The sequence below is a fragment of the Streptomyces pluripotens genome (assembly GCF_000802245.2).
Lineage (GTDB): Bacteria > Actinomycetota > Actinomycetes > Streptomycetales > Streptomycetaceae > Streptomyces > Streptomyces pluripotens.
This window is the reverse complement of record NZ_CP021080.1, coordinates 156,139-177,649: the sequence shown is the minus strand read 5'-3', so window position 1 is coordinate 177,649 and position 21,511 is coordinate 156,139. Positions and strand designations below refer to the sequence as shown.

Genomic DNA, 21,511 nt, shown 5'->3' with positions numbered 1-21,511 from the left:
AATGACCTGCTGTTTCAAGTTGGCGGAGGCTCAGTGCGGGCAGGTAGCACGTGGGGGCGCTTTATGGACAGTGCTCCCCGTACTTGACCACCTTCAGTGTGACGGGCTGCCCGTTCAGCTTCGTCCCCGCCGCCGGATCCTGCGTACACACCTGCCAGCTGGACTCGATGAGGATGATCCTGCTACCGCTCGCGTCCTTGACGTTGATGGAGGTGCTGGAGTCGAGTGACTTCCGCACGGCCGCGACGCTCTTGCCGTGGAAGTCGGGCATCGTCCCGCCGGTGCTGGCTGAGGGCACGACCTGGTCGTGGGCGGGGCAGGTTTCGTCGAGCTTGACTGTGCCGAAGTCGAGTGTGGTGTTCGTGGATGCTGACGTGCCGGCCTTCAGGTTCTGGAAGCAGACCTTCCAGTCGCGGTCGAGGAACTGGTGGCGGGCTCGGCCGAGTGCGTCGTGGGACTTCAGCGCGTGGAAGCCGTGCTTCTGGGCGGCGTCTTGGGCTGACTGGAGCCCCATGCCGACGAAGTCGGGGACGGTCTTCTTCGCGCTGGTGCCGCCGCCCTTGCTGGTGCCGGTGCTGCCGCCGCTGCCCGTCGTGGTGGCGGATTTGCAGGCGGTGGCTGTGCCGAGGACTGCCAGGGCGGCGACGGTACAGGCGAGCGCTCTGCGGCTCATGGGTTCCCCCTCTGGTGCGAGTTGCCTTGGGGCGAGGGTAGGGCGGGGGTCGGGGGTGTGGTGGTGGCGTGACGGGGCTGTGACTGGATCGGGCGGGCCGAGCAGGACGAGGGCCCCACACGTGGGGCTGGCGGCAACCCACGGTGGAACGCCACGTGAAGGGAGGCCAACTCGAAGAACTTCAGCGGCGCTCGACCGAGATAAGGCCGGACGGGGCGGCGTGGGAAGCAGTTCGGACCCTGCGCAGTCCCACCTCTCGTGCCGCGCGGGGCTCGGCGGCCGTCCCGCCCGTACCGCCTAGCGGTTGACCGCGCGCATTCCCGCCTCGTCGTACCGCTCGCCCGATGCCTCCGGCAGCTCGGCGTCGATGCGGGCCAGATCCTCCCCGGTCAGCTCGATGCCGACGGCGGCGGCGTTCTGCTCCAGGTAGCTGCGGCGCTTCGTGCCAGGGATCGGCACCAGGTCCTCACCCTGGGCCAACACCCAGGCGATGGCCAGCTGAGCCGGGGTCACGTCCTTCTCGGTGGCGATTTCCTTCACCTTCGCGGCCAGGCGCATGTTCGCCTGGAGGTTAGTGTCGGTGAAGCGGGGGTTGTTGCGGCGGAAGTCGTTCTCGTCGAGCTCGTCCGGCGAGGTGAAGCGGCCGGCGAGGAAGCCGCGGCCGAGGGGAGAGTACGGCACGAAGCCGATACCGAGCTCCCGACAGGTGGGCAGCACCTCGGCCTCCACGTCACGCGTCCACAGAGAGTACTCGCTCTGCACGGCGGTGACGGGGTGCACGGCGTGCGCGCGCCGGATGGTCTGTGCGCTCGCCTCGCTCAGCCCGATGTGCCGCACCTTGCCCTCGGCGACCAGCTCACCCAGCGCACCGACGGTCTCCTCGATGGGTACGTTCGGGTCGACCCGGTGCTGGTAGTACAGGTCGATGTGGTCGGTGCCGAGCCGTTTCAGCGAACCGTGGACGGAACTGCGCACATGCTCGGCCGAGCCGTCCTGCCGACCGACGGTGCTCATGTCGCCGGGGACGGCGTCGTCCATGCGGTAGTTGAACTTGGTGGCGATCACGTACTTGTCGCGGTGCCCCCGGATTGCCTCGCCGACCAGCGACTCGTTGGTGAGCGGACCGTAGACCTGTGCGGTGTCGAGGAAGGTGATCCCCAGGTCGAGGGCGCGCCGGATGGTCGCGATGCCTTCCGCCTGGTCGGCGGAGCCGTAGAAGGCGGACATCCCCATGCATCCGAGGCCGATGGCCGATACCTGGAGATCCCGCAGATTGCGCTTGTGCATGTGGTGTCTTCCAGCCTTTCCCGCATACTCGACTGCTCGTTCTTCACTGCTCGTTCGTCGTTCCGCTCGGCACGAGGACCCGTATCCGTCCGGCGACGGGCCGGCACCCGGACCCCCTTGTGGAGAACGGAGTGGGGGCACGTGGGTGTCGGCTGTCTGTGACGCTACGAGTTGGAGCGCTCTCGAAGTCAAGGGGCGCTCCGCGCGGACCTCAAGGGGCAGGAGGTGATGTGCATTTCGAGGGCTACGGAGGGGGCTTCGCCGTGCGCGGAGCGTCGTATTAGACGCCTGAGTGGTCGACCGTATACGGCACGCTCCACGGCTGAACCGCCCCGTGTCAGGTAGAGACTCGATTCCGTGAAAGGATTGAGTCATGGCACGACCCTCCCGTTACCCGCTTGAGCTGCGCCGTCGCGCGGTGCGCATGGTTGCCGAGGTGCGCGGCGACTACCCGAACGAGACGGCCGCCCTGCAGGCGGTGGCGGACAAGCTCGACATTGGTTCCCGCGAGACGCTGCGGAACTGGGTGAAGCAGTACGAGATCGACGCGGGGCAGCGTCCAGGGACGACGACGGAGGAGTCCGCCCAGCTCAAGGCGTTGAAGAAGGAGAATGCTGAGCTGAAGCGGGCGAACGAGATCCTGAAGGCCGCGGCGAGTTTCTTCGCGGCCGAGCTCGACCGGCCACACACGCGCTCGTAGCGTTCATCGACGAGCACCGGGACCGCTTCGGCGGGGTCGAGCCGATCTGCAGAACGCTCACCGCACACGACTGCCAGATCGCCCCTTCCACGTACTACGCCCATAAGAAACGCCTCGAAACCCCCTCTGCACGTTCCGTGCGTGACGAGGAGCTCAAGGAGAGGATCCACGAGGTCTACACGTCCAACTACCGTGTCTACGGAGCGAGGAAGATCTGGCGCGAGCTGAACCGGCAGGGGCATGCGGTGGCCCGCTGCACCGTCGAGCGCCTGATGCGCGAGCTCGGCATCCAGGGCGCGGTGCGCGGCAAACGCGTCATCACCACGATCCCCGGCGGGCAGGCCGAGCGGGCCCCCGACCTTGTCGACCGCGAGTTCGTCGCCGGCGCCCCAAACCGCTGCTGGGTAGCCGACTTCACGCACGTGAAGACCTTCGCCGGCGTCGTCTATGTCGCGTTCGTCGTGGACACCTTCTCGCGCCGGATCGTGGGCTGGTCGGCCGCCACGGTGAAGGAGACGGTGTTCGTGCTGGACGCCCTGGAGATGGCGATCTGGCAGCGCGACCGGGACCAACACCCCATACAGCCAGGCGAGTTGGTACACCATTCGGACGCCGGGTCGCAGTACACGAGCTTCCGCCTCGCCGAGCACCTGGACGCCGCCGGCATCGCGGCGAGCATCGGATCCGTCGGTGACGCGTACGACAACGCCCTGATGGAGTCCACGATCGGCCTGTACAAAACCGAGCTGATCAAACCCCAGCGACCCTGGAAGACGCTCTCCCAGGTCGAGCTGGCCACCGCCGAGTGGATCGACTGGTACAACCACCGCGTGCGCCACGAGGCGCTAGGAGATCGTGTGCGGGTGCGAATCCCCACCGCCGGACCGCCGTAGAGGCCCGGTTGAAGCTGGAGGCAGTCCAACTCAGGGAACGCTGAGGAGGGCGGGAAGCAGCCTCGACAACGTCGGGACGAGTCGGCACTGCCAGACGGCTCGGGTCCGGCTAGCAAGGCCAGAAGGCGTAACGAAAGTGAATCAGCGTCCGAAGTCCCGTAACAGTACCTCCCGGCTCCAACCTGGCGGATATGGGCCGGGGTTGCAGTACGCGACCCGTCCTCCAAGGAGATGGGCCGACTCTGAAGCCGCCCGCGGTGAAACGGCTCAGAGGCCACGCTGAATACCTGCGGTGTAGGCGTGGCGATGCTGCCGGGATAGAGCTGGACGCCGACCTGGCCGAACGACTCCTAGTGAACGTGGGAACCACTCCCGGTCGCCCTCTCGCCGGACATCCGGTGCGGTGATGGGCAGGCCCGTTGTCGGCTGTTGGCCGTGGAGTGGGGCGGAGGCCCCGTAGTAGTCCGAGCGCGCGAAAGGCGCGTACACGGCGAAGGGGGCCAGCAAGTCAGCAGGGAGGGAACTGGAATGCCGGGAGGGCGTTGGTGAATACCGACGAACTGGAGTGGGCCTTGATGAAGGCCGAGCGCCGGGTACTGGAGATCCAGACCAAGCTGCACCGTTGGGCCGTAGATGATCCTCATCGGCGGTTTGACGACCTGTACAACCTCGTGACCGACCCCGCGTTCTTGCTTGTCGCATGGGACCGGGTTCGGAGTAACAGGGGAGCCAAAACCGCTGGGGTGGACGGCCGTACGGCTGCGTCCATTTCGCTGCAGCAGGGCGTCGAGGGTTTTCTCGGCGCGCTGCGTTCCTCTCTGAAGGATCGCAGTTTCCTGCCGCTTCCGGCACGGGAGCGACTGATTCCGAAACCGGGGTCGACAAAGCGTCGACGCCTGGGAATCAGTACGATCCGCGATCGGGTGGTGCAAGCATCCCTGAAGCTGGTGATGGAACCAATCTTTGAGGCAGATTTTCTTCCGTGCTCGTACGGATTCCGCCCCAACTATCGGGTCCACGACGCGGTGTCCGAGGTAAGACACTTGACTTCCCACTCTTACGAATGGGTGGTTGAGGGTGACATCCGGGCCTGCTTCGACGAGATTGCCCATCCGGCCCTTATGGACCGGGTGCGCCTTCGGATCGGGGACAGACGCGTCCTGGTGCTGGTGAAAGCCTTTCTGAAAGCGGGCATCCTCACGGAACACGGCTCGTTGAAGGAGAGTAGATCCGGTACTCCGCAAGGTTCGATCCTGTCGCCGTTGCTCAGCAACGTCGCCCTCGCCGTCCTGGACGAGCACTTCGCCCAGGCGCCAGGAGGGCCAGCGTCTACACCTAACGAGCGAGCGAAGCGCCGTCGCCGCGGTCTGCCTAATTACCGGCTCTGCCGGTACGCGGACGACTGGGTGATTGCGGTTACTGGCACGAAGGAAGACGCCTACACCCTCAAGGAAGAGGCAGCACAGGTGCTCAGCAGAATGGGGCTGCACCTGTCAGAGGAGAAGACCCTAATCACCCACATCAATGAGGGCGTGGACTTCCTGGGGTGGCGCATCCAACGCCATCGCAAGAAGGGCACGGACCGATGGTACGTCTACACCTACCCAGCCAAGAAGGCACTTCACGCCGTCATGGCCAAGGTCAAGACGATCTGCCGACAGGTCAACACAAACCAACCATTGGACGAACTCCTACGCCGACTCAACTCGGTGTTGCGAGGTTGGACCATGTTCTTCCGGCCGGGGGTGTCTAGCGCTACCTTCCAATACCTGAGCGCCTACGCATGGCGTCGGGTCATCAAATGGATTCGTAGCAAGCACCGCCGAATGAACTGGAAGGAACTGCGTCGCCGTTACTGCGGTGGCGAATGGTGGCCCAGAGGGCAGGAACGGGATCTATTTGACCCGGCAAAGGTGCGCACTACGCGTTACCGCTACCGAGGATCACGAATTCCGTCCCCCTGGCCGCTGGCGATAGCATGAGGACCGGACGCGGGCCCGAACTGGGGCTTGTGGAGAGCCCGTTGCGTTGACGAGGCGCACGGCGGGTTCGGAAGGCGGTCCGGGGAAACGGGCTGGTCGAAAGGCCAGTACCGCGCCCCGGGCCGACCTTACCGACTCCACGGTGAGATAGGGCACATCCCGCCCGTCGAATACGAAGCCAACTACTACACCGAACTCAAAAAACCCCAGGTCATCACCACGATCTGAGATCTCTACCGAACCCGGGGCGGTTCAGCGGCCGTGCGGTCCGTTGAGAAGGCGATGCGCTGCAGTTTCTTGTCCATGGGGCCTGAAGGTAAGTCCGGCTGTGGAACTGGGCAGCGCAGCGACGCGCCCGCTGGTGTTCGGCTGCTACGGCGTGTGCCAGCGACCCGCGAATGCTGGACGCCCGCACGAGACCGGGCTTGTCACCTACTCTGGCTGTGGTGTCTCTCGCGCGCCCTGCCGAACGAGATCCTGCGCCGCGTTGAGCAGCAAGTGCCATGGGTACTGCTTCGGCTTCCCCTGGCCAGGTTGGTTCGGGACGAATCCGCCCTCGCCGTACAGCACCCGAACGCCCATCTCGCGTAGGTCGGCGACGCTCCGCTCGAACTGGCGGTGCTTCACGTAGGCGGCGTTCACACACGGCATTGTCACCAGGAGGATGCCCTTGCCGATGCCTTCGGCTACGACGCCGACCACGAAATCCCGGGTGATTCCGAGCGCCCACGCGTTGATCGTGTTGAAAGTGGCTGGAGCGACGGCGATGACGTCGGCTTTCGGCCACACATCTGGTTCGCCGGGCAGCTTGTACTCGGAGCGGACGGGATGCCCTGTCAGTAGCTCCAGCTCGGCCAACTGTGGTGCCAGCCAGCGTGCTGCGGTCGGGGTGAGGCCGAGGCATACGTCGAAGCCGCGCGCCTGCGCATCCTGGATGACCTTGTCGATGTCGAAGACGGGTGGGGCGGCCGAACCGAACAGATATAGAACACGGTTGGTGGTTGTCATAGTCCTATCCGACCACATGTAACCGCCCCCGCTCTGAAGGGAGTCGGGGGCGGGTACCGTTCCAAGTGGATGCTTAGAACGGAGACCAGTATGCCCACACTGGACCACCACCACACGGGCGCGCGCATCAAAGAACAGCGCAGACTGGCCAGGCTCACTCAGCGCAAGCTGGCCAGCCGACTGCCCTACTCCTACAGTCTGCTCAACCAGGTGGAATGCGGAGCCCGCCCAGCGACGGCGGATTTCGTGGCTGCCTGCGCGAAGGCCCTCAACGTCGACGTGACCACGCTCACGGGCCAGCCGTACGTGACCGAATTGCAGCGCGACCGGCTCGCCGAGCTAGTCCGGCCGATTCGCGAGTCGCTGGACCTGTACGACCTCGGCCCCGCTCCGGATCTCACCGTGCGGCCGGCTGAGAAGCTGATCGCTGGAGCCGATCATCTGTGTGAGGAAGTGCGGGCCACACATCTACGGAATGCGGCCCGCAAATTGCCCGACTTGATCGCCGAGCTGACCCATGCGGCGTGGTCTGGGACGTCGACCGAGTTGTGGCAGGCGCTCGCTTCGACCTACCGGACAGCCCACGACATCAGCGTCAAGCTCGGCTACTACGACCTGTCGGCGGTGGCTCTGGACCGGATGGACTGGGCGGCACAGCGCGCCTCGGACCCGTGTTTGGCGGCCGTGCGTCAGTACATGCGGGCCCTGGTGTACTTCCGCGAAGGCGAGTACCGGATTGGGCAGCGGCTCGTCGCGTCTGGACACGTCGTCGTCGGCCAGGCCGAGGAGACCCGTGAGGCGCTGGCCGTCACCGGGCAGTTACATCTCGGTGCCTCGGTGATCTGCGCGCGGGCCCAGGACCAGGCGGCGGTGGACGTGCACATCGGCGAGGCCCGGCAGATCGCGAATCGCATCGGGGACGCGTCCCATGTGCACTGGCTGTCGTTCGGGCCCGCCAACGTTGCCCTGCACAAGATGTCGGCGGCCGTGGAGATGAGCCAGTACGACAATGCGCTCAAGCAGGCCCGCAAGATGAAGCTGCCCGCGCAGCTCGCTACTTCGCGGCGCGCGCACTTCCTGATCGACCGTGCCAGGGCGGAGATGGAGACCGGGCGCAGAGAGCGGGCGCTGGAGGACCTGGTTGAGGCGCGCCGGATGGCACCGGAGCAGACCCGCTATCACCCGGGAGCCCGGGAGACGATCACTGGCCTGGTGCATCTCGCACGGCGGACACCGGACACCCTGAGCCACATGGCGTCCTGGATTGGCCTGTAGGTCACGCTCACAACGCTCACAGTTTTGTGAGCGTTGGGCCTGTCTCGCAGAGTCACGCTGGTCTCACACCTGGTCAACGACGAGGCAGGGAACGGCGTGATGAAGCGTAGGCGGATGGCTCCCAGCTGCATCGGCCCGTGCGTATTCACGGCCCACAGCCGTCGTCGCACAGAAGGCCCCGGCGATCGCGCGAACGATCCCGGGGCGTGGCCAACGCTTGCAAGGAGCGTCGACATGACGAACGGTACAACCCAACCTGCCGCCCGCACACGGGCGCCTGGGATGACGTTGCGGGTCTACACGGTGGACCGCTACGGCACCGTTACCCGGGACCGGGGCACGCTCACCATCATCCCCGGGAACCAGCCGGTCCCGCTGCTGCTGAGTACCGCGTTCCCGCCGTGCGACTGCCTGGGCTGCCGGGCCGGACGGGCGGTGCGCCGGTGAACACCACGATGAATCACGACAGCGCAACAGTCCCGGTGGACATCGAGACGGCGCGGGCGATCGTACGCCTCCTGCTCGGCCCGGACGACGCCCCCGAGTTACTGCCGCCGGCCCCCAGCGAAGTGGGCACGCTCACCACGCTGCTGCGCGGCCAGCTGGCGTTGCTGATCCCCGAGGTCGAGGCGAAGGCCTCGCGACTGTCGAAGCAGAGCATCCCGCGGTACTGCGCACTCGCCTGCATCGGCGAGGCGGTTCGGAAGCTACGACTGGGGGACGGCGACACACCGGCCGTCCGCGTGGCCGTGGCACGGAAGTTGGCCCGTTCCGCGAAGGCCCTGTGCGACCACTACGACAAGCTCGATGGCGGAGCAGCTTCGCAGAGCAAGTCCCGGTGAAGGCGGTCGTCGGCCTGCTCGCGTACGTGGCGGCCGTGACCGGCCCGGTCCTCGCCCTGGTGCTGGCGCGGACCTCGCACTGACGCACCCCCATGGCGACCGCAGGGTCAGGGTCGCACTCCCACAAGCCCCCGCCGCGCAGCGGTCCGCAAGCCGCGGCACGGCGGGTGAAGCCTGCCCCACTGGTGTCCCGAAAGACGTCGGTGGGCCACCCGTATCCCCCTCGTCGACGAGGGGGATACGGGTGGCTGAGTGGACCGAGAGAGGCCGTAGGCGTAGGGGCTGGCGTGAGCCGGAGTCAGCTCAGGTGCAGTCTGGTCAGCGCCGTAGCCCAGTCGGAGGCTATCGCCTGCTGGGCCTGCGGGAGCGTGATCTGGCCGTGGCAGACCGCGGTGTGCAGCTTGGTTTCCACCCGGTCCTTGGGGTTGTAGGTGCCCTTTCCGGCAACGTGCCCGGGGGACGGTGGCTCGACCCACAGGTTGCGCGGGTCGTTGGGGTCGCCGCCGAGTTGGAGGCTGATGAGATGGTCGTATTCGGCGTCGCGCATGCTGCCCGTGTAGCCGTAGCTCGCCGCGTTGGCCTTCTTCTCCTTGCCCGTCACATACGACGACGGCCTGATGGACGACGTGTAGCCGCCCTTTCGACAGATGGTTGTCGCGATGTTGGCTTGGGTGACGGCCGGGGAGATCACGCCGGGCGTGCACGCCGGGTCCTCCAGCGGCTGCCCGGAGGCGTCGTGCCGGTAGTGGCAGGATCCTGCTGGAGGCTGCTGCTGCACTGTGTAGTGTGCTTGGGGCCCCGGGCCGGTCGGGATCGCTGTGGCGGGCGCGCTGGCACTGATGCTGGGGGCCGGTGCGCTCTTTCCAGACGGCGCCGCGTGCGGGCGCCCAGACGTGGGCGTGCAGGCTGCGACAGCGAGCAGCAAAGTGACGGTGGTGGCAGTACGGGCAGCGTGCATGCGGGGTCCTCGTGATCAGGGAGCGGGCGGCACCATGTTGCCCGACGAGTGAGTCGCTCATGCGCTCAGGATCGACACCGATCGCCGGACCCGTTTGCAGCGGCTTGGAAGTGAGACGACTGGAGGGCAAAGGAGCGGGACATCAGGTCTCTCTACCTGGCGTTCGCCGTGTCCGAACGTCTATGAATTCCGGCCGCGGTGGCGCATTATGGTCGCCCACTACCTCGCCGGAGGCGTCCGGAGAGCAGGCAGTCGTGAAGGCGGTCGTCGGCCCGCTCGTGTAGGTGGCGGCCGTGACCGGTCCGGTCCTCGCCCTGGTGCTGGCGCGGACCTCGCACTGACGCACCCCCATGGCGACCGCAGGGTCAGGGTCGCACCCCTCTCCCCGTCCCGTCAGGTGTCCCGCAAGACACCGGACGGGACGGGGACAAGCCGCCCCGTCAGTTTCCGGACCTACCGGTAGCGGACCGGCCGGCAGCCGCGTCCCTGCGCGACGCCACGAGTCGGAGCGCCGCCGATGCCAACGGGCGCTCCGTGTGGGGGCGCTACGGGTTCAGCCGTACCGGCAGCTCGTACAGGTCGTTCTGCGTGACCACGGGCTTGTTGCGCAGCTGCGTGGGAGGGACCGCCAGATCCAGGCGGGGGAATCGGGCGTACAGCGCAGGGAGCGCCACCCCCGCCTCCAGACGGGACAGAGCGGCACCGGGGCACACGTGCGGGCCGTGGCCGAAGGAGATGTGGCGGTTCCCGCTCTCGCGGGTGATGTCGAACTCCCCGGCGCTCGGGCCGTGCGCCTGCTCGTCCCGGCCGATCGCGCCGTACGACACGATGAGCGCGTCCCCGGCCGGGATCACCTTGTCACCGACCGGTACGTCCTGCGCCGCGAACCGGATCAGGACGTGCGAGGTCGGTGTGGACCAGCGCAGGGTCTCCTCGATCACGGCCGACCAGTCGGCTTTGCCGGCCAGCACCAGGTCGCGCTGACCGGGATGCGTGGAGAGGTTCACCACGGCGTTGACGATCAGGGAGATCGTTGTCTCGTGGCCTGCCGCCACCATCAACTGCAGCGTGGAGACGATCTCCTCGTCCGTCAGGCGGTCGCCGTTCTCCGAGGCGAGGATCAGCGCGCTGGTCAGGTCGTCGCCCGGCTCCGCCCGCTTCGCCGCCACCGTCCCGGCCATGATCTGCGCCAACTCCGTGAGGGTCGCAATGACTTCCTCGGGAGGGGTCTGGGTGGAGAAGAACTTCTCGAACAGCACCTTCAGTCGGGGCAGCAGCGCCTTCTCGATCCCCATGAGGTCGGCGATGACGTACATGGGCAGCGGATAGGCGAAGGCCGCCTTCAGGTCGACGACCTCGCCGTCGGCGGGCAGCGCGTCCAGCAGGTCCCGGGTGAGCTTGCCGATCCGCTCGCGCATCTGCTCCACCCGGCGCGGGGTCAGCGCCTGGGCGACCAGCGTACGCAGTCGGCGGTGGTCGGCACCGTCCACGGTGAGCATGGAGCGGCCAGGGTTGGCGAGGCCGATCAGCGGCCAGTCCGCGGGTATGTCGCCCCGCTGCCAGGCGCCCCACACGTTGATGTCCTTCACCAGACGCGGGTCGGTGAGCAGCGCCTTAGCCTCGGCGTGGTGGGTGACGGCCCACACCGGGACCCCGCCGGGCAGTTCGACGGCGGCGAGCGGGCCGGCCGCGCGCAGCGCCGCGCTCTCACTGTCCAGGTCGGTGACGAATGGGTCGAGGGCGATCCGGGATGGTGCGCTACCGGTCGTCATCGTGCTGTGCCTCCCAGGGCAGGGGTCGGGGTGAACCGCACGGGCAACTCGCTGAGCCCGCGCAGCCAGGGCGAGGGCCGACGGCTGAGGGACCCGGCCGGCACCGCCAGGTCGATGTCCGGCAAACGGTCCAGGACGACCTCGATGCCGGTCCGCGCGATCACCTCGGCGATCTCCTGCGCGGGGAACGGGCAGCGGTGCTCGCCGTGACCGAAGGAGAAGTGCGCGCTGTTGCCGCCGGTCAGCGCGGAGGCGTCGGTGCGTACCTGCGGATCGGAGTTGGCACCCTGCAGCCCGAGCAGCAGCAAATCGCCGGCCTGGATGCGCCGGCCGCCCAGGTGGGTGTCGCGGGCGGCCCAGCGGCCGGCCACGTTCTGGGTGGGCGTGTCCTCCCAGAGAACCTCGTTCATCGCCTCGGCGACGCTGTGCCGGCCGCCGAACAAGGAGGCGGCGAACCGGTCGTCGGTCAGCATCAGCCGTAGTGAGTTGCCGATCCAGTCGGCGGTGGGCTGGTGCCCGGCCGCCATCATCACCATCAGGTCCTGGGCAACCTCCTCGTCGCTGAACCCGCTGTCGTCGGCGAGCATCCGGGACACCACGTCCTCGGCGGGCTCCTTCTTCCGGTCCGCGAGCAACTGCCCCATGGACGTCGCCAGATGGGCCTGGCCGGCGAGGGCCCGCTCCCGTCCGTCGATCATGTCGTTGAGGGCGGTGACCAGGCCGGGCCCGTCCGCGTCCGGGAAACCGTAGAGCCGGGCGAGGACCCGCACCGGCAGCAGCATCGCGTACTGCGTGACGAGGTCCGCCTCGCCGACGGTGCACAGGGCGTCGATCAGCTCGTCCGCGAACCGCTCGGCCTGACCACGGAGTTCGAATGGGTCCACCGCCTCCAGCGCATCGCTGATCATCGCCGCGCGCTGCCGGTGCCGTTCGCCGACCGTGTAGAGGATCGACGGCTGCCGGTGGCCGATCATCGGGAGCAGCGGCCAGTCAGCGGGGATGTTCTCCCACTGGTTCCACAGTTCCGAATCCCGGCTGAACAACGACGGATCGCCGGTCACCTGGTGCAGCTCCCGGTAGCCGAGCACCAGCCAAGCGGGGATGCCACCGTCGAGCAGTACCGGGACCACTGCGCCGTGGTCGCGCCGCATGTCCCGGTACAGGCGGGCGGGTTCGGTCTGGAACCGCGGTCCGTTGAGGGGGACGGCGTCGGGGGTGGTCACACGAACTCCTGTCGGGGCAGGCCCGTCCTGGCGGACGGGTCGGCGTACCGGTCCTTCACGTGCTGCACCAGCGTGATCAGGACCTGCTTGCTCGACTGGCGGGAGCGGGCGTCGCAGTCGACCAGCGGCACCTGCGGGTCGAGGTCGAGGGCGTCGCGCACGTCCTCGCCGGCATGGACGGGGCCGCCGAAGTCGTTGCAGGCCACGACGAACGGCGTGCCGTGGTGCTCCAGGCGGTCGATCGCGTACCAGGAGTCGTCGATCCTGCGGGTGTCCACCAGCACGACCGCTCCCAGCGTGCCCGAGAACAGCCGGTCCCACAGGAACCAGAACCGCTCCTGTCCCGGCGCGCCGAACAGGTACAGCACATTGCGCGCGTCCAGGCTGATTCGGCCGAAGTCGAAGGCGACCGTGGTGGCGGACTTGCCGCTCACCTGGCGGATGTCGTCGACCGTTTCGCCGGCCTGGGTCATCATCTCCTCGGTGTTGAGGGGACGGATCTCGCTGACGGAGCGGACCAGGGTGGTCTTGCCGACACCGAAGCCGCCCACGACCACGATCTTGAAACCGTTATCGGCGGAGGCACCCAACGGGGTGCGCACGTCAGAGGTTGCGGAGTCCAACGAGCACCTGCTCCAGGATGTCGGGGTCGGTTATGGCCGGCCTGTGTGGATGCCGGGCACTGACGCGGCCCGATGCCAGCAGGTCGCACAGCAGCACCTTGGTGATGCTCACCGGCAGCCGCAGCTCGGCGGCGATCTCCACCACCGACGTGGGGTACCGGGCCATGCCGAGGATCGCCACGTGCTCCGACTGCATGCCGGCCGCCGGAGCCGATTCGGCGACCACCAGGGTGACCAGGTCGAAGGGGTTGTCCGGGTCGGTCCGGCTGCGGCCCTGGGTGATGGTGTAGAGACGGTCGGGAGCATCGTCCCGGCCCGGGCGGTTGATGCCAGGACTGTTCGTACCGGCCCGGTTCATGAGGTACGGGGCAGGGCCGTCAGATACTCGCCGAGCTGCTCCACCAGCTCGCTCATGTTGTGCCCGACGACCCCGGCGTCCGCGTCCTCGGCGGTGACGACGGCCAGATGGGCGCCCGCGCCCGCCTCCACGATGAACAGCACACCGCCGTAGAACTCCGTCATCGCCGAGCGCACACCGCCGGTGCCGTCGCCGAACTCGATGGACGCACCGTGCGACAGTGACTGGATACCGGCGGCGATCGCGGCGAGCTGGTCGGCCTGGTCGACGCTCAGCTCCGGGGAACGGCACAGCTTCAGCCCGTCCCGGGAGAGCACGAGCGCGTGCCGGGCGCCGGGGGTCCTCTCCAGCAGGCCCTCCAGGAGCCAGGTGAGCTTGTCGTCGGCGGTGGTCGGGCCGGTCATGGAGTGGTGTCGCCTTCCGGGTGCGCGTGCGGTTGGGAAGAAGTGGCCGGGGAAGTGTGTTCGGCGGTGTGGGAAACGGACTCGCGGGGTGAGGCCGTTTGGTCGTACCCCATGGCGCTTCGGGGGGCTTCGGCACTCTGGCCGTCCGGCGCGGTGCTGTGCGAGGTGCTCGCGCCGTGGTCGCCGGGCGCGGTGCCCGGTGTGGGCGGAGCCGGCTCGGGGCCGGCCTGCCGGGATCCGGATGCGGTCGGCCGGACGGCCTTGCGGAAGCTGCTGAAACGGGCGGCCCGGGCCCTTCCCGCGTCGGCGTCGGGGGCGCGGCGTTGGTCGTCGTCGTGTGGCCTACGGGTGCGTCCCGCCTCGGCGAGGGTATGGCCCCGGCGCCGCCTGGGTAGCCCGGCCGGGCCGATCTCCGTCGCCGGCGTGTCGGACTCCTGGGCCGGGGCAGCTTCGACGGTGACCGGGTCCCCGGCCGGACTCGCGGCCACCGGCCGTGCCGTCGCGGCGGCCCGTTCGGCCGGGGCCGGGGTGGTGAGGATGTCCTGCGGAACCAGCACCAGCACGCCGGTACCGCCGCGCGCGGAGGGTCGGAAGGAGACCTTGAGTCCGTGCTTGCGGGCCAGTCGGCCGACCACGGCGAGCCCGAGTCGAGTGCCGGTCAGGCCACCCAGTCCGGAGACGTCACCGGACACCGCCCGCTCGGCGCGACGCAGCTGTACCTCGCCCATCACCAGGCCGCTGTCCTCCACGGAAACGATGACCCCGGCCGGTACCTCCTCGACATAGACGTGGACCTCGGCGGTCGGCGGTGAGAAGTTGGCGGCGTTGTCGAGGAGTTCGGCCAGTGCGTGCATCACGCCCTCAGCGGCGTGCCCGGCGACGGCGGTCTCGCTGACCGAGTGCAACCGCACCCGACGGTAGCCGGCGATCCGGCCCATCGCACCACGCAGGACTGACTCCATGCCGATGGGCCGTGCCCAACGGCGGCCCGAACGTGCCCCGGTCAGCACGGCGATGGAGTCGGCGAGCCGGCCGGCCTGGGCGGTGCGGTGGTCGAGATGGAGGAGGTCGGCGAGGACGTCCTCGTCGGTGTGCCGCTCCTCCATCGCGCGCAGGTCGGCCAGCATGGCCGTGGCCAGTGCCTGCATCCGGGCAGCGGCGTTGGAGGTCGCGGAGATCGCTGCGTCCCGCTCCCGCCGGGCCTGCTCCAGCTCGCTCGCCAGGTATGAGTTCTCTCGGTGGAGGCGCTCGGCCTCCACCGCGTCCTGCTGCTCCAGGCGGGCGCGTTCGGCCGCCCAGGTAGCGGCGAACTCGCCACGTTGACGTGTGAGTTCGTCAGTGAGCCGCAGCCGTTCCTGGCGCGCCTCCTCGGTTGCACGGGCCTGTTGCTGCAACAGCCGTCCGATGTCCTGGGTGACGCCGGCTAGCCGGTGCCGGGCGGCCCGCCCGGTCCGCAGGGCGTGCGCGGCCGTGGCCACGGCCGCGCTGAGTACTACCGCCGCGGCACCTCCGCCCCAGGCCAGCGGGGCGCGTACCGGGGCCGGAGCCGCCGCGACAGCGGCGTAGACCACGAGTGCCGACAGCGTGGCGGCTACGGCGAGGACAGGGACGAACGTACGGAGGGAAGGGCGGTCGCCGGGATCGGTGGGCGCGTTCATCAGTCCGGTCTGGTCCTTGCGGCAGATACGGGCACGTGCGGGGGCATGGGCGGGGTAGGAACGTCCCGATGACGGGACGTGACACTTGGTGGCGAACTGGCGGTCACTATACGAGAGTTCGTGATCGAAACAGAAAGGTTCCGCACTCGTTCCATGAATTGGGCGCCCATATAGGCGTGTTGGTGATGAACCGGGTGAATCGGTTGCTCCGGGACATGTGCCCCCGCTCCGCGTAGGGGTGCAGGGGCTGAACGGCCGGCGGGAGTCAATGCGAACGGACGGTCCGGACGAGGTGGAGGTTGCCTTGCGGTCGGTGGTTTCCGCCCGGTCCACCTGTGGGCCTTCCCACATCACGGTAGGCCGGTAAAGGATCTTGACTCCCGCCTCCCGGCTCGCTGAACTGTCACCGGCCGGGACGCGCCGACACGGATACCGCACGGGGGTGGGCCGGAAGGGAGGTATTCGTACATCTATACGATGACGCCTGAAGTGGACAGACGACGGGAAACGCCTCACCCTGCCGGAACGGCCGGAGCCGAGGCGAAGGGGGCGATGCGGGTGACCGGGAACCGAAGGCGATGGGCTGCCGTGCCTCATGACGACTGAAGGGCGAAGCGAGCGCTTGGGCTCGACTCTCGTGCGATTCGCCCGGTTCACCGGACGCACCCTACGAGCCGAGTGGCGCGCCATCGTCGTCGACCCCATCCAACGGCTCGCCAGGCGCGGACTGTCCGGACTGCTGCTGGCGTTCGTGGCCGCGTTCGGCGTCATCTTCTTCCACGACATCGCCCAGCACCCGCTCGGAGCGGTCTGGGTGCGCCGGCTCGGCGGTGTCACAGCCGACCTGCCACTGTGGATGTCCCTGCTGCGCACCCCCGTGTCGCTGTACGTCCCGGCGCTCGATCTGCCCGTGTGGGCGGGCATCACCCAGCTCTTCCTGGCCTTCGCGCTCGCGGAACTGATCCTGGGCCGTCCCCGAACCCTGGCGATCGCCTACGCCACCACTGTGGCCGGGACCCTCACCGCCCGCCTGATGATCGCCCTGGGGCCCGGCTGGTGGGGACTTGGGCTGCCGCCTGCGTGCGGACAGGTGCTCGACACCGGCCCCTCAGCGGCCGTCGTGGGGCTGTTCACCTACATCTCGGTCATCAAGCGGGCACCCGTGGTGTTCACACTGACCGGTGGCTCCATGGTGTGGGAGTCCGTCGCCGTCCCCAATCTGGCCGGTCGTGAGCACCTGATCGCGGTGGGCGCGGCCATCGTCCTCGGGCTGCTGCGTGGCCGCCGGGAGCAGGTGGGGGCTCTGGTGTTGGCCCGGGCCTCGTGGCCCGGCCGGAACACCGCAGGGACGGCCTGGAAGGCCGTACCAGCAGCCCGGCCGAACACCGTGCCCCAGCGGTCCGCCGTCCCGGCGGTCAACGACCGTCCCGTGGCCACCGTGTCCAGCGCCCCCGCGCCCACCCCACCTCACGTTTCCGCCACGCCGTCCGAACGTTGGTCCGAGGCCGCGCCGGTGCAGCGGTCGCAACCCCCGCCGCGGACGGCCGGCCTTCCGACCGACCGGGAACGGCGCGCCACTGTGGCGCCCCCCACCCCATCAATGTGATGGTTTTCGCACGTCGACTGTGCGACCACCCCCTAGGGTTGCCGCCAGCTACGGCAGGGCGTGGCTGACCCGGAGTGTTCGTCGCCGGCAGGCTGAAGGGAATCCAGGATGTTCCGCAAGGTGCTGGTCGCCAACCGTGGAGAGATCGCGATCCGCGCGTTCCGGGCGGGCTACGAACTCGGCGCGCGCACCGTCGCCGTGTTCCCGCACGAGGACCGCAATTCGCTGCACCGGCTCAAGGCCGACGAGGCGTACGAGATCGGGGAGCAGGGCCATCCGGTGCGTGCCTACCTCTCCGTCGAGGAGATCGTGGGTGCCGCCCGCCGGGCCGGCGCGGACGCCGTCTACCCGGGCTACGGTTTCCTCTCCGAGAACCCTGAGCTGGCCCGTGCCTGCGAGGAGGCGGGCATCACCTTCGTCGGTCCGTCCGCGGCCACACTGGAACTGACCGGCAACAAGGCTCGCGCGGTCGCCGCCGCCCGGGCGGCCGGGGTACCCGTGCTCGGCTCGTCCGCGCCCTCCACCGACGTGGACGAACTGGAGCGCGCCGCCCCGGAGATCGGCTTTCCCGTCTTCGTCAAGGCGGTCGCGGGCGGCGGCGGGCGAGGTATGCGGCGCGTGGAAGACCCCGCCCAGCTGCGCGAGTCCATCGAGGCTGCCTCCCGCGAAGCGGCGTCCGCGTTCGGTGACCCGACCGTCTTCCTGGAGAAGGCCGTCGTGGACCCCCGGCACATCGAGGTGCAGATCCTCGCGGACGGGACGGGCGACGTCATGCACCTCTTCGAGCGGGACTGTTCGGTGCAGCGCCGCCACCAGAAGGTCATCGAGTTGGCCCCCGCCCCCGGACTCGATCCCGCACTGCGCGAGCGGATCTGCGCAGACGCCGTGCGGTTCGCCCGCGAGATCGGCTACCGCAACGCGGGCACGGTGGAATTCCTCCTCGATCAGGACGGCAACCACGTCTTCATCGAGATGAACCCCCGCATTCAGGTCGAGCACACCGTTACCGAGGAGGTCACGGACGTCGACCTGGTCCAGGCCCAGCTCCGGATCGCCGCCGGCGAGACCTTCGCCGATCTCGGTCTGTCCCAGGACACGGTCACCCTGCGCGGCGCCGCCCTGCAGTGCCGCATCACCACCGAGGACCCCGCCAACGGGTTCCGGCCGGACACCGGCCGGATCAGCGCCTACCGTTCGCCGGGCGGTTCCGGCATCCGCCTCGACGGCGGCACCACCCACGCCGGCACCGAGATCAGCGCCCACTTCGACTCGATGCTGGTCAAGCTCACATGCCGGGGCCGGGACCTCAGCGCCGCGATCGGCCGGGCCCGGCGTGCCGTCGCCGAATTCAGGATCCGCGGCGTGGCCACCAACATCCCCTTCCTACAAGCTGTGTTGGACGACCCCGACTTCCGTGCTGGGAAGGTCACCACCTCGTTCATCGAGCAGCGACCGCACCTGCTCACCGCCCGCTCCTCCGCCGACCGCGGCACCAAGCTGCTCACCTACCTCGCCGACGTGACGGTCAACAAGCCGCACGGCGAGCGCCCCGGCCTGCTCGATCCGCTGACCAAGTTGCCCCCGCTGCCCGCCGGCGAGCCGCCCGCCGGCTCCCGCCAGCTCCTCGTGGACCTCGGGCCCGAGGGCTTCGCCCGCCAGCTGCGCGAGTCCCCGACCATCGGCGTCACCGACACCACCTTCCGCGACGCCCACCAGTCCCTCCTCGCCACCCGGGTGCGCACCAAGGACCTCGTGGCTGTCGCCCCGGTGGTCGCCCGCACCCTGCCGCAGTTGCTCTCCCTGGAATGCTGGGGCGGCGCCACCTACGATGTCGCGCTGCGCTTCCTCGCCGAGGACCCCTGGGAGCGGCTGGCCGCCCTGCGCGAGGCGGTGCCCAACATCTGCCTCCAGATGCTGCTGCGGGGCCGCAACACCGTTGGCTACACCCCGTACCCGACCGAGGTCACCGACGCCTTCGTGGCGGAGGCCGCCGCCACCGGCATCGACATCTTCCGCATCTTCGACGCCCTCAACGACGTTGACCAGATGCGGCCCGCCATCGACGCCGTACGGGAGACGGGGACGGCGATCGCGGAGGTCGCACTCTGCTACACCGCGGACCTCAACGACCCGTCCGAGCGCCTCTACACCCTCGACTACTACCTGCGCCTGGCCGAACGGATCGTGTCGGCGGGCGCCCACGTCCTCGCCGTCAAGGACATGGCCGGCCTGCTGCGCGCGCCGGCCGCCGCCCGACTCGTCTCGGCACTGCGCCGCGAGTTCGACCTGCCGGTGCACCTGCACACCCACGACACCGCGGGCGGACAGCTCGCCACCTACCTCGCCGCGGTCCAGGCGGGCGCCGACGCAGTCGACGGAGCGGTCGCCTCCATGGCCGGGACGACCTCGCAGCCGTCGCTGTCGGCGCTGGTCGCCGCCACGGACCACTCCGACCGGCCCACCGGCCTCGACCTCCAGGCGGTCGGCGACCTGGAACCCTACTGGGAGGGCGTGCGGAAGATCTACGCCCCATTCGAGGCGGGTCTCGCCTCCCCGACCGGCCGCGTCTACCACCACGAGATCCCCGGCGGGCAGCTGTCCAACCTGCGCACCCAGGCGGTCGCCCTCGGCCTCGGCGACCGTTTCGAGGACATCGAGGCCATGTACGCCGCCGCCGACCGCATCCTCGGCCGTCTGGTGAAGGTCACCCCGTCGTCCAAGGTGGTCGGGGACCTCGCCCTGCACCTGGTGGGTGCCGGAGTCTTTCCAGCGGACTTCGAGGCGACGCCCGACCGGTTCGACATCCCCGATTCGGTGATCGGCTTCCTTCGCGGCGAGCTGGGCACCCCGCCCGGCGGCTGGCCCGAGCCCTTCCGCACCAAGGCCCTCCAGGGACGTGCCGCGCCCAGGCCTGGCCCCGAGCTGTCCGACGCGGACCGTGAGGGACTGGCGAAGGACCGTCGAGCCACCCTCAACCGCCTGCTGTTCCCCGGCCCGACCCGTGAGTTCGAGACACACCGCCAGGGCTTCGGCGACACCAGCGTGCTGGACAGCAAGGCGTTCTTCTACGGTCTGCGCCCGGGCAAGGAGTACGCCGTCGACTTGGAGCCCGGTGTCCGGCTGCTGATCGAACTGCAGGCGGTCGGTGAGGCCGACGAACGCGGTATGCGCACCGTGATGTCCACGCTCAACGGTCAGCTGCGCCCCATCCAGGTCCGCGACCGGGCGGCAGCCTCCGACGTGCCGGTGACGGAGAAGGCCGACCGGTCCGATCCCGGCCACGTCGCGGCGCCCTTCGCCGGGGTCGTCACCCTGGCCGTCGCCGAGGGCGACGAGGTGGCGGCCGGTGCCACGATCGCCACCATCGAGGCGATGAAGATGGAGGCCACGATCACCGCTCCGAAGGCGGGCCGGGTGGCCCGACTGGCCATCAACCGGATCCAGCAGGTGGAGGGCGGCGACCTGCTGGCCGAGATCTCCTGACACCTGCCCGCCGGTGGAGCACCCGGCCGCCGCGGGCGGGGCGGTGGTTTCCGCCCGCGGCGCGCCGCGCAGGAGACACACGATTCCGGACGCCACGCGGGCCACTGGTGGCCGCAGCCGGGTCCGGTCGACCGACCCAGACCCGGCTGCCGGCGTCCGACGGGGGAGCGCCCGGGTGACGTCCGGCCGGGTCGTCAGGTACAGAGGGCCGTCGTCAGTCCCAGAGGGGATAGGTCATGACGTGCCCGAAACCCTCCGGGCGGGCGTCGGTGTAGATGAGACTCATACGGGTGTAGTGCTGGACGTCCGGGTGCTTCTTCCACGGCATCGGGTCGTCGAGGCGGACGATCACCGGGTAGGCGTGGAAGGTGCCAGCCGCGCAGTACGGTTTGCAGTCGTTGACCACGTTCATGCCGATGGCCGTGGCCTCCCGGGGACCCCACTGGGCCCAGTGGAGTCCGGTCAGACGGCTGTTGCCGTCGCCGCAGGCCAGGATGAAATCGGCGGGGCGGACGTCCTGGTGCCACAGGCAGTCGACCAGGACCGGCCGCGGGACTCTGACCTCGGGAGTCGGCGTGGCTGCGGCCCCGGGACTGGCCGAGGCCGTCGTCATGGCCGCTGTCAGCAAGGTTCCCACCGCGAGGGTGACCGCTGTTCCCACCAGTGATCTGCGCATGGCCGCTACCACCCGTCGTGCCGTGTCCGACCGCGTCCACTCGACGCTACGACCGTCCCGCGATTTGCACCAGTCGCGCAGGTCGGGCGC

The 21,511-nt window shown here is 68.9% G+C and carries 18 protein-coding genes; 7 read left to right on the top strand and 11 right to left on the bottom strand.

Annotated features, from left to right (window positions below):
• Positions 1-61 precede the first annotated feature (61 nt).
• Together LK06_RS00745 and LK06_RS00740 are read right to left on the bottom strand one after the other, a co-directional pair.
• The gene (locus LK06_RS00745) at positions 62-673 is read right to left on the bottom strand and encodes a PASTA domain-containing protein (RefSeq protein WP_052269804.1); all 612 of its coding nucleotides are present in this window, start codon (positions 671-673) and stop codon (positions 62-64) included.
• A 297-nt stretch (positions 674-970) separates the two neighbouring features.
• The gene (locus LK06_RS00740) at positions 971-1,960 is read right to left on the bottom strand and encodes an aldo/keto reductase (protein ID WP_043435105.1); all 990 of its coding nucleotides are present in this window, start codon (positions 1,958-1,960) and stop codon (positions 971-973) included.
• 373 nt (positions 1,961-2,333) lie between these two features.
• On the opposite strand from LK06_RS00740, the gene LK06_RS00735 reads away from it, so the two are divergent.
• Both LK06_RS00735 and ltrA read left to right on the top strand, forming a co-directional pair.
• Positions 2,334-3,553 (top strand): IS3 family transposase gene (locus tag LK06_RS00735; protein ID WP_411572763.1). Its coding sequence is split into 2 segments (ribosomal slippage): positions 2,334-2,616 and positions 2,616-3,553, totalling 1,221 coding nucleotides; the frame shifts between segments, so codons are not numbered across the junction.
• A gap of 545 nt (positions 3,554-4,098) precedes the next feature.
• Entirely contained in the window at positions 4,099-5,535 is a 1,437-nt protein-coding gene (ltrA, locus tag LK06_RS00725) for a group II intron reverse transcriptase/maturase (RefSeq protein WP_086082975.1), read from the top strand.
• Between the two features lie 432 nt (positions 5,536-5,967).
• On the opposite strand, the gene LK06_RS00720 is transcribed toward ltrA, so the two are convergent.
• Positions 5,968-6,543, bottom strand: a complete 576-nt coding sequence (locus LK06_RS00720; protein ID WP_039658361.1) for a flavoprotein — start codon at positions 6,541-6,543, stop codon at positions 5,968-5,970.
• A 90-nt stretch (positions 6,544-6,633) separates the two neighbouring features.
• Here LK06_RS00720 and LK06_RS00715 point away from each other — a divergent pair, with 90 nt between their 5' ends.
• The 3 genes from LK06_RS00715 to LK06_RS00710 all read left to right on the top strand — a co-directional run bounded on the left by LK06_RS00715 (position 6,634) and on the right by LK06_RS00710 (position 8,660).
• Positions 6,634-7,818 (top strand): helix-turn-helix domain-containing protein, encoded by a 1,185-nt coding sequence (locus LK06_RS00715; RefSeq protein WP_039658363.1) that lies wholly within the window; start codon positions 6,634-6,636, stop codon positions 7,816-7,818.
• A gap of 234 nt (positions 7,819-8,052) precedes the next feature.
• On the top strand, positions 8,053-8,265 hold the full coding sequence (locus tag LK06_RS32920; protein ID WP_043432224.1) for a hypothetical protein: 213 nt from the start codon (positions 8,053-8,055) through the stop codon (positions 8,263-8,265).
• Entirely contained in the window at positions 8,262-8,660 is a 399-nt protein-coding gene (locus LK06_RS00710) for a DUF6415 family natural product biosynthesis protein (RefSeq protein ID WP_234367316.1), read from the top strand. The genes LK06_RS32920 and LK06_RS00710 overlap by 4 nt, the downstream gene beginning before the upstream one ends.
• A gap of 298 nt (positions 8,661-8,958) precedes the next feature.
• Here the strand turns inward: LK06_RS00710 and LK06_RS00705 are convergent, their stop codons facing one another.
• From LK06_RS00705 to LK06_RS00675, 7 genes are all read right to left on the bottom strand, one after another.
• Positions 8,959-9,438 (bottom strand): hypothetical protein, encoded by a 480-nt coding sequence (locus LK06_RS00705; protein ID WP_374208117.1) that lies wholly within the window; start codon positions 9,436-9,438, stop codon positions 8,959-8,961.
• Between the two features lie 725 nt (positions 9,439-10,163).
• Positions 10,164-11,390: a cytochrome P450 family protein gene (locus tag LK06_RS00700; protein ID WP_043407926.1), complete on the bottom strand. Its 1,227-nt coding sequence runs from the start codon at positions 11,388-11,390 to the stop codon at positions 10,164-10,166.
• A complete protein-coding gene (locus tag LK06_RS00695) occupies positions 11,387-12,613 on the bottom strand; it encodes a cytochrome P450 (protein WP_039652275.1) in 1,227 nt (408 codons plus the stop codon). Before LK06_RS00695 ends, LK06_RS00700 begins: the two co-directional genes overlap by 4 nt.
• Entirely contained in the window at positions 12,610-13,203 is a 594-nt protein-coding gene (locus tag LK06_RS00690; protein ID WP_039652399.1) for a GTP-binding protein, read from the bottom strand. Before LK06_RS00690 ends, LK06_RS00695 begins: the two co-directional genes overlap by 4 nt.
• Positions 13,204-13,216: 13 nt before the next feature.
• Positions 13,217-13,564: a DUF742 domain-containing protein gene (locus LK06_RS00685; protein ID WP_039652401.1), complete on the bottom strand. Its 348-nt coding sequence runs from the start codon at positions 13,562-13,564 to the stop codon at positions 13,217-13,219.
• A 26-nt stretch (positions 13,565-13,590) separates the two neighbouring features.
• Positions 13,591-13,998 (bottom strand): roadblock/LC7 domain-containing protein, encoded by a 408-nt coding sequence (locus tag LK06_RS00680; protein WP_039652276.1) that lies wholly within the window; start codon positions 13,996-13,998, stop codon positions 13,591-13,593.
• Positions 13,995-15,656, bottom strand: coding sequence for a sensor histidine kinase (locus LK06_RS00675; RefSeq protein ID WP_043407928.1), 1,662 nt, complete (start codon positions 15,654-15,656; stop codon positions 13,995-13,997). The genes LK06_RS00680 and LK06_RS00675 overlap by 4 nt, the downstream gene beginning before the upstream one ends.
• A 622-nt stretch (positions 15,657-16,278) precedes the next feature.
• Between LK06_RS00675 and LK06_RS00670 the strand changes: the two genes are divergently transcribed.
• Both LK06_RS00670 and LK06_RS00665 read left to right on the top strand, forming a co-directional pair.
• Positions 16,279-17,262: a hypothetical protein gene (locus LK06_RS00670; RefSeq protein ID WP_234367315.1), complete on the top strand. Its 984-nt coding sequence runs from the start codon at positions 16,279-16,281 to the stop codon at positions 17,260-17,262.
• Between the two features lie 108 nt (positions 17,263-17,370).
• Entirely contained in the window at positions 17,371-20,745 is a 3,375-nt protein-coding gene (locus LK06_RS00665; RefSeq protein WP_039652280.1) for a pyruvate carboxylase, read from the top strand.
• A gap of 214 nt (positions 20,746-20,959) precedes the next feature.
• Here the strand turns inward: LK06_RS00665 and LK06_RS00660 are convergent, their stop codons facing one another.
• Positions 20,960-21,421, bottom strand: coding sequence for a hypothetical protein (locus tag LK06_RS00660; protein WP_039652282.1), 462 nt, complete (start codon positions 21,419-21,421; stop codon positions 20,960-20,962).
• Positions 21,422-21,511 lie beyond the last annotated feature (90 nt).